Annotated in this window: 10 protein-coding genes; 7 read left to right on the plus strand and 3 right to left on the minus strand. The window is 69.5% G+C overall.

Translation table 11 applies throughout. The features are described 5' to 3' along the window. Positions 1–4: 4 nt before the first annotated feature. Together VEW47_05575 and VEW47_05580 are read right to left on the minus strand one after the other, a co-directional pair. Positions 5–1,792, minus strand: coding sequence for a S8 family peptidase (locus VEW47_05575; GenBank protein HYS04646.1), 1,788 nt, complete (start codon positions 1,790–1,792; stop codon positions 5–7). A gap of 293 nt (positions 1,793–2,085) precedes the next feature. After that, entirely contained in the window at positions 2,086–2,580 is a 495-nt protein-coding gene (locus tag VEW47_05580) for a hypothetical protein (GenBank protein HYS04647.1), read from the minus strand. Positions 2,581–2,668: 88 nt separating this feature from the next. Here VEW47_05580 and VEW47_05585 point away from each other — a divergent pair, with 88 nt between their 5' ends. From VEW47_05585 to VEW47_05615, 7 genes are all read left to right on the plus strand, one after another. Beyond that, complete coding sequence (locus VEW47_05585; protein HYS04648.1) at positions 2,669–3,403, plus strand: HAD family hydrolase; 735 nt, start codon at positions 2,669–2,671, stop codon at positions 3,401–3,403. 15 nt (positions 3,404–3,418) lie between these two features. Beyond that, positions 3,419–4,486 (plus strand): dipeptide epimerase, encoded by a 1,068-nt coding sequence (locus VEW47_05590; GenBank protein ID HYS04649.1) that lies wholly within the window; start codon positions 3,419–3,421, stop codon positions 4,484–4,486. Positions 4,487–4,549: 63 nt separating this feature from the next. Continuing rightward, a complete protein-coding gene (locus tag VEW47_05595; protein ID HYS04650.1) occupies positions 4,550–6,451 on the plus strand; it encodes a DUF1800 domain-containing protein in 1,902 nt (633 codons plus the stop codon). Positions 6,452–6,460: 9 nt separating this feature from the next. Then, positions 6,461–7,873, plus strand: coding sequence for a DUF1501 domain-containing protein (locus VEW47_05600; protein HYS04651.1), 1,413 nt, complete (start codon positions 6,461–6,463; stop codon positions 7,871–7,873). 7 nt (positions 7,874–7,880) lie between these two features. Beyond that, positions 7,881–10,670: a hypothetical protein gene (locus VEW47_05605; GenBank protein ID HYS04652.1), complete on the plus strand. Its 2,790-nt coding sequence runs from the start codon at positions 7,881–7,883 to the stop codon at positions 10,668–10,670. Continuing rightward, on the plus strand, positions 10,667–12,313 hold the full coding sequence (locus tag VEW47_05610; protein HYS04653.1) for a PQQ-dependent sugar dehydrogenase: 1,647 nt from the start codon (positions 10,667–10,669) through the stop codon (positions 12,311–12,313). The genes VEW47_05605 and VEW47_05610 overlap by 4 nt, the downstream gene beginning before the upstream one ends. Then, positions 12,310–13,269, plus strand: a complete 960-nt coding sequence (locus tag VEW47_05615; protein HYS04654.1) for a serine hydrolase — start codon at positions 12,310–12,312, stop codon at positions 13,267–13,269. Before VEW47_05610 ends, VEW47_05615 begins: the two co-directional genes overlap by 4 nt. Here VEW47_05615 and VEW47_05620 read toward each other — a convergent pair. Next, positions 13,266–14,165 carry a LysM peptidoglycan-binding domain-containing M23 family metallopeptidase gene (locus VEW47_05620; protein HYS04655.1) on the minus strand — a complete coding sequence of 300 codons (900 nt, stop codon included), beginning with the start codon at positions 14,163–14,165 and terminating at the stop codon, positions 13,266–13,268. The two genes, VEW47_05615 and VEW47_05620, sit on opposite strands and share 4 nt — an antisense overlap. Positions 14,166–14,198 lie beyond the last annotated feature (33 nt).

The following is a 14,198-nucleotide window of genomic DNA, read 5'->3' on the forward strand; positions in this document are numbered from 1 at the left end:
CTGACTACCTCCGGCTGCTTCCGTCGCCGCCCCAGATGGCTCCGTCGTCGGTGACGGAGCCGCTGGTCGAGCTGAGGGATGACCTGTTGCCGCCCCAGATGGCGCCCGAGCCCGTGACCTGCGAGTTGTCGAGAGTGGATCGGACACCGCCGTTGCCCCCCCAGATGGCGCCGCTGCCCGAGGTGATCGAGTACGGCACCGGCGTGAGGGAGACGCCGCTGGCGCGGCCCTTCCCGTCACCCCAGATGGCCCCCTGTGTCCAGGACGAACCCCACAGGACGGCGGTGTCCTGGATGTACACGAACCCGTCGCTGGCCGCCATGGCCAGGGGGGACTGCGCGCTCTGCGCGGAGCCGGTCGCATTGACGGCCGCATAGACGTCGAGGAACCCGGCGCCGGTCTCGAACACGAGCCGCGTGTCCTTGACCGCCGACTTCATCAGCCGCGCCTTGACAGTCGCGGGAGTGAGGGTCGGGTCCTTCTGCAGCATCAGGGCGGCGGCCCCCGCGACCATCGGGGCGGCCATCGATGTTCCCGACAGGCTGTAGTAAGCGCCGTCCTGGCTCGCGTGGGCGGGGTCGTTCTTGTAGTCGGAGATCTGCAGCGTGAGCTCGTGGTGCTGGGTGTCCAGCCAGGAGGAGACGGAGCGGGCCGAGACGATCCAGGTGCCCGGAGCGACCAGGTCCGGCTTGACGACGAAATCGACGAGGGACGGTCCCTTGCTCGAGTACCACGCCAGGACGTCGTCGCTGGTAGGGACCGTGTTCCGGTCGGCGATGGCACCGACGGTCACCGCGACGGGGCTGTTCGCGGGGCTGGTGATCGTCCCGAATCCGCTCCCGACCGCTCCGTCGTTGCCGGCGGCCACCACCACGACGATCCCCTTGCGGACCGCGGCGGCCACCGCCCGGCACAGGGGATCGGTCCGGTACGACTCGTAGACCGGGTGGCCGAGGGACAGGTTGAGAACGCGGATGTTGTAGGTGGCGGCGTTCTTCACCACCCAGTCGATCCCCTTGATGACGTCGGAGGTGCGGCCCGTCCCATCCGGCGCCAGGGCGCGGACCGAGATCAGCTGCGCGTCGGGCGCCAGGCCGCGGAACTTGCGGAACGACAGGCTGTCGCTCGACGCCGCACCGTTGCCGTTGAGGATGCCGGCGACGTGCGTCCCGTGACCGTAGTAGTCCTGGAGCCCGGTCTCGTGACCGACGACCTCGACCTCCAGCGCCTGCTTCGCCCCGTACGGCCTCTGGAAATCCTGATGGAGCTGCACGCCCGTGTCGACCAGGGCGATGGCGAGGCCCTTGCCGGTCAGCCCGGTCCCCCACCATCCGGAGAGGGCGGCGGCACGATCCCCCCGAATGGCGGGGTAGGCAATGTCCAGGTGCGCCTTCACCGGAAGGTCGCCCGAGATCCGCTCGACGTTCGAGTTCGCCGCCAGCTGCGCCAGCGACCCGGCCGAGATCTTCGCCGAATACCCGGTGATGCTCGTATGGGTGGCCGTGAGCGTTCCGCCCAGGCTCTGGAGCAGGTTCAGGTCGCTGTAACTCGGCGCCTGGTAGGTCTGGACGACAATCGCGACCTGCGCATCCGCCGGCCCGCCCGCCTCCTGCACCACGTCGTCCGAGGCCTTGCCGAACAGGAGATCGGTCACCGCCCCGAGCAGCGACACGACAGGCGAGAGCAGGGAGCCCAGCAGCCCCGCCTGGGCGGGGAGCGGGAACAGGACCGTGAAGAGGACGAGGATGATGGCGGTGATCGATCGGGTCAGGGGACGGCTTCGGTTCGTCATGCGTCCCCTCTGTGCAAGCCTTCTGCCAGATGGGAGTCCGGTGGGGACCTTGCCGGAATTCACGACGGTGCAAGGACTTCGAGCGAACGATCGGGGAAGACGTGTCGCGGCCCCCAAAAATCGCGCTGTCGCGGCTGACGACAGCCCCACCCGGCGTGGCGGTCGGGAAATGCCGCTAAACCCATGGACTCAAGGGCCTTCGAGCCTGTGCCCGTAAATCGTACAGTCCGTGTCCAGCCTCTGGTCAAACGGACTGGCGGAACGAGTGCCCGGAGCCCGCTCGATCGTCGTTCCTAGTGGTCCACCACCTCGAGCGACACGCGCAGCCGGGCGTCTCCCTCCGCCGGGAGCAGGTCGACGGGCACGACGAGGTAGCCGGTGCCGTGAGCCTCCTTCTTTTCTTCGGCATCGATCCCTTCGATCGTCGTCGATTTCACCACCCGGTCCGCGGCGAGGACCTCGATCGTCACGTCGACCCGCTTGTCATGGCCCGGCTTCGTGAAGGTCGTGACCTTGAAGGTGACCTCGAGCTCCCCCTGGGCGTTCTTCTTCGCCCTGGAGCGGAACTCGATCACCGCCACGTCGTGGCAGTACATCTCCTTGAGGTCGGTGCTCGAGACCCAGGTGTTCCAGGAGCGCGGGCTCGCGGATGCGAAAGGGAGGGTCACGCCGCCGGGCGCGCACAGCGTCTCGCTCCGCGCCGGCGCCTGCTCCTGGGCCTGGAGCGGAAGCAGGAGCGCTATTCCGGAGAGAACGGCGATCGGGATCCAGCGGGACAGAGTCTTCATGTGGGTCTCCTCGGGCGAGAGGGACAGGATCGGTCCGCATCATACGCGCATTGATCGGGACGCTTCCAGAGGCTAGACTCCACGCACCATGAGCGAGCCTGTCGGCGGTCGCGGGACCGGCAACGGCCGGGGCGTCACGATCGTCCTGTTCGACATCGACGGAACCCTTCTGACGACTGCGGGCGCGGCGCGCGCGGCCTTCGCCCGCGGCCTCACCGAGGCCGCCGGCCGGCCGATCAACCCCGACGGTTATTCGTTCTCGGGGCGCACCGACCCCCAGATCGCCCGCGACATCCTGTCGAGTCACGGACTGAGCGAGGCGGAGCTGGGGACGGCGATCCCGGAGTCGATCCGGCTGTATCTGAAGTATTTCGCCGGGGCCCCGAGCCTGGACAAGGCACGCCTCCTGCCCGGTGTGACGGATCTCCTGAATGCGCTCTCCACGCGCGGCGCCGCGCGCACGGCCCTTCTGACCGGCAACGTCGAACCGGGGGCCCGCCTGAAGCTCGGACACTTCGGAATCGCCGGGTACTTCGATTTCACGCTGAGCTGCTTCGGAAGCGACGACGCCGACCGCTACCGGCTGCCGGCCCTGGCGCTCGAGCGGGCGCGCCGGCACGTCGGTCCGGAGGTGGCGGGAAACCAGCTCGTCGTCGTGGGCGACAGCGATCATGACGTGCTGTGCGGCAAATCGATCGGCGCCCGATCGGTGGCGGTCTGCACCGGCTGGACGCCGGCCCCTGTCCTGCGATCCCTGCGGCCGGACGCTCTGCTCGACGATCTGTCCGACACCGAGCGGGCGCTCGAGGCGATCCTGCGCTGACGCGGCCTCACGGAGGTGCGCACGACCCGCGGAACGGTCCGCTTCGAGAGGAAGACGATCGAGCTCGGCCTGCGGCGTCCCTGGACGATCGCGCGCGGGACGAGCGCCGTGAAGACGAACGTCCTGACCCGCCTGCGGTACGACGATATCGAAGGGCTGGGAGAAGCGGCTCCCAATGCGCGCTACGGCGAGAGCGCCGTCTCGGTCCTGAAGTCCCTCGGGACCCTGGCCCCGCTCATCGGAGAAGACCCCTCGCGTCTGGACGAGATCCTCGATCGGGTCGACGCGGCGCTGCCCGGCGGGAACTCCGCGAAGGCCTCGATCGACATCGCGCTGCACGACTGGGCCGGCCGGCGCGAGGGGGTCCCTCTGTGGCGCAGGTTCGGGGCCGACCCGGGCAAGGCGCCGCTCACGTCCATGTCGATCGGCCTGGACGACCTCGAGGTCATGCAGGAGAAGGTCCGCGAGGCGGCCGGATTCCAGATCTTCAAGATCAAGGCCGGCCTGGCGGACGACCGGCGGATCATCGAGGGGATTCGCCGCGTGACCGGGCGGCCGTTGTACGTGGACGCGAACGAGGCGTGGACCGATCCGGACCGGGCCGTCGAGATGATCCGCTGGCTGGCGGGGATGGGTGTCGTCCTGGTGGAGCAGCCGCTGCCGGCGTCCGACCTCGAAGGGGCGAAGCGCGTCCGCGACCGGGTCGATCTGCCGATCCTTGCCGACGAGGCGGTCCTGACCGTGGACGACATCGCGCCGCTGGCGCAGGCGTACGACGGGATCAACGTGAAGGTGCAGAAGTCGGGTGGTCTGCGCATGGCGCGGCGCATGATCGCCGCCGCGCGTTCCCTCGGCATGAAGGTCATGCTCGGCTGCATGATCGAGACGTCGATCGGCATCACCGCCGCGGCGCACCTGTCGCCGCTCGTCGATTTCGCCGATCTCGACGGCAACCTGCTTCTCGCCGACGACCCGTTCCGGGGGGTGCTCGTGCAGGCCGGGCGGCTGGTCCTGACCGACCGACCGGGACTGGGGATCGAGGGGGACTTCGACGCGCTCCCGGAAAATACTGGTGGACGATAAACCTTTTGCGCGGTAAGAAGCTCCCATAACCGAGACATCGGGTCCTGTCCAGGGAGGGACGCCATGAACCGGAAGCGCTCCGTTTCGTCTTTCCCCGCACTGCTTCTCGTCCTCGCCTCCGGGGTCGGTCCGGCGGTCGCGGCCCCGCCGGGGGAGGTCACCGGCGACCGGATCGACCAGAACTCCCAGCTGACCTGGACCGCCGTCGCCGGGGCGGACGACTACAACGTCTACCGGGGGGAGGTCGCCTGGCTCCGGTCCCGGACCGGGGCGGAGTGCCACGGCGACGAGATCGCCGGCACGTCGTTCGCGACCCCCCTGCAACCCTCCGCCGGCCACGGATACTTCTATCTCGTCACCGCCGAGTCGAACCTGAACGGCGAGGGGACCCCGGGGAACGACACGAGCGGCACCCCCAGGCCTCTGCGCGGCTCCTGCGACCGGATCATGCGTCACCACTACCTCGATCGCCTCGGGTACGGGTGGAACGAGTGGACGCGCGACCGGTTCACGGCGCTGGGCCGGCAGGGCTACATCGACGAGCAGCTGAATCCGGCGTCGATCGACGAGTCCACCAACACCGATCTCGTGACCCGCTCCTCGACCCTGGTGCCGCCGGACACGATCCAGGAGCTGCAGGGGCTCGACCTCGTCCGCGCGGTGTACGCCCGGCGCCAGCTCGAGCAGCAGGCCACCCTGTTCTGGGACAACCACTTCAACACCGACTACCACGAGAGCTTCGATTTCTTCTCCTTCTACCAGACGCTGTTTCCGGCCACGCGTCTCTACGAGTCGGCGAAATTCCATTTCGATCTCCAGAACTCGCTCCGGGGCCTGGCGTTCAACGGCACGTTCCGGGAGATCGTCGAGGCGAGCTCGATGAGCCCCGCCATGATCGTCTTCCTCGACACCGACAGCAACGTCAAGAGCGCCCCGAACGAGAACTTCGCCCGCGAGCTGATGGAGCTGCACACCCTGGGGGTGGACGGGGGCTACACGCAGCAGGACGTGGTGGCCCTCGCGCGCGTGTTCACCGGCTGGAACGTCTGCAAGAAGGCGGACGCCGACGCCGGCGATCCCCTGGCGGCCTGCATCCCGCGCAACACTTACGGCACCGCGACCGAGCCGCTGGGGCAGTTCGTACGCAACTTCCGCATCAACCAGCACGACACCGGCCAGAAGATCCTGTTCGCCGGCACGCCGTACCAGGCGGTCATCCCGGACACGTCGGCCAATCCGGCGAACGGGATCAACGACGCCGACCTGGCGCTGGACGCCATCGTGGCGCACCCCTCCACGGCGCGCTTCATCGCCAAGGAGCTCTTGCAGCGGTTCGTGGACGAGGACCCGCCGTCGTCGATGATCGACACCGTCGTGGCCGCCTGGAACAACCCGGCCAACCCGCGCGGAGTCGGCGACCTGCGCGAGGTGCTGCGGGCCGTCCTGGCGCTGCAGGAGTTCAAGAGTCCCGACTTCGTGGGGCGGAAGATCAAGACGCCGTTCGAGCACGTCGCCTCGGCTCTGCGCACGGTGCGCGGCAAGACCGACGGAGCGACCATCACGAGGCTGTACCTGACGCCGCTCCAGGAGGTGTTCCACGTGAACCCGGTCCCGACCGGCTACTCCGAGCTGGGCGGTGACTGGCTCGACACCAACAATCTCCTGGTGAGGCAGAATTTCGGGCTGGACCTCGGCTCGCGCACCGGCACCGCCTTCGGCAACGATGTCATCGGGCTCCTCAACGCCAACGGCGTCGCGACCGCCCCGGCGCCCAACAACGCCCCGGCCATCGTCGACTTCCTCTCGGAGGCGATGTTCGGATCGGCGCTGACCGGCGCCGAGCGGCAGGCGGCGATCGACTACCTGAACACCGATGACACGGGCGCCGTGAGTCCCTACAACGACGCGCGCATCCGCGAGACCGCCGGTTTTCTCCTCGGCTACCCCCAGTTCATCGAGCAGTAGGAGGAACGCATGGACCCGACGAAGGATTGTGACTGCTCGCGCCGGTCGTTCCTGAAGGGGGCCGGGCTGACCCTCAGCGGATTCTCGATCGCCTCGCTCTTCCCGGGACCGTGGATCCGCTTCGCCATGGGGGCCGGGCCGTTCAACAACAGACGGCTGCTGTTCATCTTCCTGCGCGGCGGCAACGACGGACTGAACACGGTCATTCCCGCGGGCGATGTCGACTACAACACGCTCAACCGTCCGACGCTGTACATCCCCCCGACCGCGTCGCTCGACCTGAACGGCTTCGCCCACCTGCACCCGGCCCTCGCCGACCTGATGGAGATCTACAACGCCAACAACCTGGCCGTGGTGCACCGCGTGGGGTTCCCGAACAACAGCCGGTCGCATTTCGACGACCAGCGGACCTGGGAGAACGGCGACCCGGCCGATCCGAAATCCTACGAAGGCTGGCTGTACCGCTACATCGTTCAGAGCGCCATCGACCAGGGGGTGCGTCTTCCGGCCATCACGGTGCAGGCGCTGCCGCCGGTGATCGTGAGGGGGGACGAAAAGTTCGTGAACGTGGCGAACCCCGACTCGTTCGATTACATCTTCCCCGATCCGAAACGCTCCAAGTTCATGAACTCCTGGCGCAACGTGTACTCGAGCCTCACGGGGCTCGAGCCGTTCCGTCCGGCGCTCACCGACACCAGCGTCAAGCTGATCGACACCCTGGACGAGTACCGCTCGTGGGACCAGCTGCACTGGGACCCGAAAGACCCGAACACGGGGTACTCTCTCTTCCCGGTCAGCGACGCGACCAATCCTCCCGATCCCGCGGGGCCGGGCGGCCTGAAGTTCGCGGCCACCAGCTACCCGTTCTTCAAATCGCTCAAGATTTGCGCCCTGGCGTTCCTGGAGAGCGACGCGGCCAACCAGAACGGCACGCGGGTCGCCGGCACCGAGCTGTCGAGCTTCGACACGCACAACAGCCAGGGCTCGACCGCGGGCACGCAGGCGACGCTCCTGTCCTGGCTGGCCTACGGCATGCGGTCGCTGCACGTCGTCCTGTCGGGGGCGGCGGTCGATCCGCGCAACTACGCGTCGGTCTGGCAGGACACCGCGGTGGTGACGTTGTCGGAATTCGGACGCACGTCCAAGGAGAACGGCAGCGTCGGCACCGATCACGCTGCCGCCTCGTGCCTGTTCGTCGCCGGCGGCGACGTAACAGGAGGAGTCTACAACTGCGACGATTCGACCTGGCCGAAGGGAGTCATGTTCGGGGACTCGGGGCGGTACCTGCTGGTGAGAACCGACTACCGCGCCATCTTCTGGGAGATCCTGCGCGATCACATGGGGGCGTCGGCGTCGGCCGCCGACACGGTGTTCCCGGGATACTCGTCGCTTGGTCTCGCCGAGCTGAACCTGATCGCGTAGAGAGAGCATGCGCAGAGCGGTGCCACAGCGCCTGGCCGCGCTCCTTGCGGCCGTGGCGCTCGTCCGGCTCGCGGGGCCGTCCGGAACGGCCGCCCCGTCGGCGGCCTCGATCCGCCTGAACGCCGCCCTCCTCGCCGGGGTCACGCCCACGCACGGCGCCCCGGATGCGCCGACCCTCCTGTCGATCTCCGGGGACGGACTCGCCCCGGGGTCGCGTGTCTCGCTGCTCGACGGCGGGCCGTTCCTCCTCGGGTCCTACATCATGCCGGAGGGTGCGCGCGCCGTGGAGGTGCACGGCGACCATGCCTGCGTCGCGTTCTACAGCCACGCCCGGAAGCTCGGCGGCATCGAGATCCTGGACCTGACCGACCCGACGACGCCCGCCCGCGTCGGCGCGTTCGAGACCGGGGACAGCGGCGTGGGGGTGGTGGTCGCGGGGTCGGTCGCCTACGTGCCGTTCCTCAACCCGTACACCTTCGAGGGAGGGCTGCACATCGTCGACATCGCGGCTCCGGACGATCCGCGCCGTCTGGGGACGTTCTACTCTCTCGTCGATCCGCAGGCCGTGGCCGTCCAGGGAACGCGCGCCTACGTGGCGGACGGTGTGGAGGGACTGAAGATCATCGACGTCACGGACCCCGCCTCGCCGCGCCTGCTCGGAGTCTACGACACCGCCGGCACGGCGCGCGACGTGAAGGTCATCGGCACCCGCGCCTGCGTCGCCGACGGCGAGGGCGGTCTGCTCGTCCTGGACGTCGGCGATCCCTCCGCACCGGCCGTCGCCGGGACGTATGCGTTCCCTTCGAGCGCCGTCGTCTCGGTGGCCCTGGACGGGTCGCGTCTGTACGCCGCCGACACTCTCGCCGGTCTGCTCGTCTTCGACATCGCCGACGATGGCCGGCCGACGCTCCTCGGGACGACGCGGACATCGGACAGCGCCTCGGGGGTCGCGCTCGCGGGCCGCCTCGTGGTCGTCGCCGACGGTGTGTCCGGGCTGCAGATCGTGGACGCGTCCGACCCGGCCCGCCCGAGGGTCGTCGGGAGCCAGGGGCTGTATGGAAATTCCGGCTACTTCTTCGCGGTGGCGGTCGACGGGACGCGTGCCGTGGTCGCCGACATCATCAACGGCGTGCAGGTGATCGATCTGCGGCATCCGGCGCAGCCGGCATCCGCCGGGGCGCTCGAAGGGCCGCCGGTGATCGCTGCGGGGGTCCCGGGGGGTGTCACGGGGGTCGCGGTCGACGCCGCCTCGTCCCTGGCCGCCCTGGCGGACGGCGCGGGCGGGCTTGTCCTCGTCGACGTCCGGAACGCGGCGTCGCCGTCGGTGCTCGGCTCGCTTTTGACGGGCGGCCCCGCGAACGGGATAGCACTCGCGGACGGCACGGCCTACATCGCCGCGGGCGGCGCCGGGCTGTCGATCGTCGACGTGCGCTTCCCCGGGGCGCCGGCGCTTCTCGGGACGCTCGACACGCCGGGGGACGCCCAGGCGGTGGCCGTCGCCGACGGGAGGGCCTACGTCGCGGACGGGAGTCGCGGACTCCAGGTCGTCGACGTGTCCGACGGCAGGCACCCGGCGCTCCTCGGAGCGTATGACACGCCCGGAAGCGCGCGGGGCGTGTTCGTCGCGGACTATGCCTACGTCGCCGACGATTTCATGGGGATGGAGATCCTCGACATAAGCGCCGCCGCCCCGCGCCTGGTCGGCCGGTACGACACGCCCGGCCGGGCGGTCGGGGTGGCGGTCGGCGGCGGCCGCGCCTACGTCGCCGATCTCAACCGCGGTCTTCAGATCCTGGACGTCCGCGACAGGGAGGCGCCGGTCCTGGTCCAGAATCTCAGCACGCCTGGTGCTGCGCAGGGGGTCGTGCTGGCGGGCGACCGGCTTTACGTAGCCGACGGCTTCAGCGGTCTTCTGGAGATCGACGTCGGCGACCCGGACCGGCCGATCCTCGCCGGCGCCTACGATACGCCGGGGATAGCGACCGCCGCGGCGACCGCGTCCGGACTGGTGTTCGTGGCCGACGGGAGTCACGGTCTGAGGATCATCAGGCCGAACCCCGCGATCCCCGGGCCGCAGGCCAAGCCGGACTCGGGCCTGGCCGTCATGCTGCCGGCCGGCTTCACACCCGGCCCGTACGACTTGCAGGTGACCGGCCCGGACGGGGCGATCGCTCTCCTCCCGGACGGATTCCTGGTCTGCAGGCACCTGGATCTCGCCGCGCGTCTCGTGTCCGTGGACTCGAACGACGCGCCGGGGCGCGCGGCGGAGGGAGCCCCCGGGCTCTATCGCCTGGTGCTGAGCGGCGACGACGATCTGTTCTCGCCCGGGGCCGCGAGGCGCGCGCGCCTCCTCCTGCCCGCGCTCCCGGCCCGGGTCGAGGTGCGGGCGGCGACCGGCCCGTCGATCATCGAGCTGCGCATCGGTCCCTCGCCCGGCGAGGCGACGGTGCTCGTCTCGGGGCCCGATCCCGCCGCGGCGGCGCTGCAATGGGAGACGATCCGCGCGGCGGGTGGGGTCGACCTCCCCCCCCTCGACGAAACGACCTACGGCGATCTGCGGCTGTCCGTCCTGGCCGGCGCAGGCGGGCCGGCCGGCCGGGCGGCGGGAAGAGCGCCGCGTGAACCGGGACCGCCCGTGCGGTATCGTTATGTGTTCGAGGCGGGGCGCCTGGTCGGGGCGGGCGCCTGGGGCCCCGGCGCCGCGCTCCTGTTCGACGTCTCGGCCGGCGATCCGGACGGCTGCGGCGCGGAGACTCGCGTGACCTTCGACGAACCCCGGGGAGGAGGGACGCCATGAGAGTAGAACGTTCGGTGCCTCCGGTCATCCGGCCGGCCGCCGCCTGCTTCGCCGCGGCCTCCCTGCTGCTGGCGGCGCCGCGGTCGGAAGCGGCCTTCGACTGCACGGGTGTGACACCGGCCGCCAACACTGTGCTTGTGGCCGTGCCGGTCGCGACCGGCCTCACGGCGCGGCCGCACCTGGTGACTTCCCCCCCGGGCGATACGGCGCGTCTGTTCATCGTGGAGCAGGGCGGATTCATCCGCATCAAGAGGCGCGGTGATCCGTCCGGCACGCTCTCGACCTTCCTGGACATCAGCGCGAAGGTGCAGGCCTCCACGATTCACAACGAGATGGGTCTTCTGGGCCTGGCGTTCGATCCCGACTACGGCACGACGGGCTCCTTCTACGTGAACTACACCGAGGGGCCGCTGAACGGACCGTGGTTCAGCGTGGTGGCGCGCTATCAGGTGTCGGGCGATCCGAATGTCGCCGATCCCAACAGCGAGCAGCGGCTCCTCCGCTATTCGCAGCCGCAGGACAATCACAACGGCGGTCAGCTCCAGTTCGGTCCCGACGGATACCTCTACATCTCCACCGGGGACGGCGGGGGGGCCGGCGACCAGCACGGCACCTGCGGCAACGGCCAGAGCCGGGCGAGCCTTCTCGGCAAGCTCCTGCGTCTCGACGTCCGCGGTGTCGCACCGTCCAGCCTGCCGCCCGACTGCGGAGGGACGACGGCGGTCTACAGAATCCCGTCCGACAATCCGTTCGCCGCGGGTCTCGGCGGCGACTGCGACGAGATCTGGGCCTACGGGCTGCGCAACCCCTGGCGCTCCGCCTTCGACGAAGCGACGGGGGACCTGTACATCGCCGACGTCGGCCAGAACTGCTGGGAGGAGATCGACTATGTCCCGGGCCCCGGCGCCGGCGGGGAGAACTTCGGCTGGCGGATGATGGAGGCGAACCACTGCTACAACAACAGCACTCCGAACACCTGCGACCCGACGCCCGCCTCCTGCGCCGGCGTGCCGGCCTGCAAGGACCCCTCCTTCACCGACCCGATCGCCGAGTACGGGCACGGCAGCGGCTGCTCGATCACCGGCGGGTTCGTGTACCGCGGCTGCCTGATGCCGAACCTGGCGGGTGCCTACTTCTACGGCGATTACTGCTCGGGGTTCATCCATTCGTTGCGCGTCGTCGGCGGTGTCGCGACCGATCCGCGCGACTGGACGGGGCAGATCGACCCCGGCTCGACCCTGAGGAACAGTCTGACCGGCTTCGGCGTCGATCGACAGGGGGAGCCGTATGTCGTCGACCGCAAGGGCACGATTCTCAAGATCATGCCGCCGTTGTCCGACCTCGAAGTCGCGGGCCGCAACACCCTGCAGCCGCTCCTGCTCCTGGCCGCGGCCTGGACCTGGGAGGACCTCGCGTTCGACACCATGGCCCCGGTGGTCTCGTACCGCGTCTATCGCGGCGTCCCCGGCGGATCGTTCGCCTGCGTCTTCACCGCGCCCACGCCGCAGTGGACGGGAGGGGACCCGGCGTCCCCCGCCGTCGGCCATGTGTTCGCCTACGTGGTCACGGCGGTCGGCCCCTACGGCGAAGAGACGAAGAGCGGCGATCCGCCCGTGAACCTCCTCCCCGGTTCCTGCCCGTGAGACGGTCCCTGGCCGGGGCCCTGCTCGTTCTGGCCGCCTGTCCCTGTCCGGTCGATGCCGCCTGGACGGCGCGGCCTCAGCACCCCGCAGCCTCGACACCCGAGCCGAAACGCGCCGAATTTCGCCGCCGGATCGAAGAGAGGCTCGCCCGCCTCGTCTCCGGGCTGCAGGGGGCCTCGGGATACGTCATCCGCGATCTCGCCGGCGGTGAAGCGTTCGAGAAGGACGCCGGCGCCGTGTTCCCCGCCGCCTCGACCATCAAGCTGCCGATCTTCCTCGATCTTCTCAAGCGATCGGAGGAAGGAAGGCTCGACCTGGCGCGCCCGGTGCCGATCGATCCGAAGACGCGCGTGGAAGGGGGCGGCGTGCTGGAGAAGTGGTCGGAGCCGTACCCGGTCCTGTCGGCCGATCATCTCGCCGTCCTGATGATGGACTTCTCCGACAACTATGCCACGAACGTCCTCATCGATCTCGTCGGCATGGACACTGTGCAAAGACGTCTCGACGCCTGGGGGATGAAGGAGACGCTCCTGCGACGCAGGATGATGGACCTCGAGGCGGCGCGGGCCGGGCGCGAGAACGTCACGACACCGCGCGAGATGGCCGGGCTGCTCGAGCGGTTGTACCGGGGCGAGATCCTGAACGCCGGGAACACCCGCAAGGCGATCGAGATCATGAAGCGGAACGAAAAGACTCCGATCAAGAGAGGGCTGCCGCCGGGTGTCCCGGCGGCCGACAAGGACGGGGATCTGGACGGGCTGCGCTGCGACTCGGGGATCGTCTTCGTCGCGGGCCGCTCCGCGGACGCCGCGCGGCCGTTCGTCATTTCGGTGATGACCGCCTACCTTCAGGATGACAGGGCGGGCGAGGAGTTCATCGGCGAGGTCGCGCGGGCGGCGTGCGATTATTTCGAGACCCTGGCGCGCTCGACCGAGCACGGGCGGAAGATGGATTAGCGGTCGGCCCCCATCATCCCCGGCTTCAGGTAGGGGATCGGATCGACCGGGCGGCCGTCGCGTCGCACTTCGAAGTGCAGGTGTGTGCCGCGGGCGTTCCCGGTGGCGCCGACCTCTGCGATCGTCTGGCCCTGCTCGACTTCGTCCCCTTCGCGCACCAGGAGCCGGCTGGCGTGGGCGTACAGCGTGGTCACGCCGTTGCCGTGATCGATCACCACCGTCTTGCCGTACTTCCCCTCGCTGCCCGAGTGCACCACGATCCCCGGGGCGACGGCGCGGACGTCCTCGCCCCGGACACCGTCGATGTCGATGCCGTCGTGGTGATGGTGCCGTCCGCGCTGGCCGAAGGCCCCCGTGATCAGGCCATCGAGAGGCCAGGCGATGCTCATCTCGGAAGGGGCCGAAGCGTCCTCCGACATCGGCTTCTGCCGCGGGACGGGGGCCGCCACGGGGGGAGCGGCCGGCGCCGCGCCCGGTTGCGCCGGCGCCGGTATGTAGATTTCGGTGCCGGCGCGGATGGTTGTCGGGTCGCGGATGCCGTTGGCGCGCAGAATCGTCTGGAGCGGCACCTCGTACGCCCGCGACAGCGAGTACAACGTCATGCCGGGTTGCAGGCTGACACGCACGCCGGCCGCGGTCGAAGCACCGCCCGCCTCGTCGCAATCCTCCGAGCACCCCTCCGGCTCGGCCGGTGGCAGGGAGACGCGGGGGCGGTCGAGACGCACCGCGGGCTCGGCCCCGCCCAGTCTCGAGGGGTGTTCCCACTCGGCGACCGGCGGAGGCTCCGCAGAGGTCACCGCGCGCGACGCGGCGCGCCCCCCGCAACAGGGCAGCAGGAGCGCTCCCGCCGCCGCAAGCAGAGACAAGGGAAACCGGCTCCCGATGCGTCCGTGCATGAGGCAATCCTCCCTATTAATATGATGGAGGGT

Source organism: Candidatus Dormiibacterota bacterium (assembly GCA_035635555.1).
GTDB lineage: Bacteria > Acidobacteriota > Polarisedimenticolia > Gp22-AA2 > Gp22-AA2 > Gp22-AA3.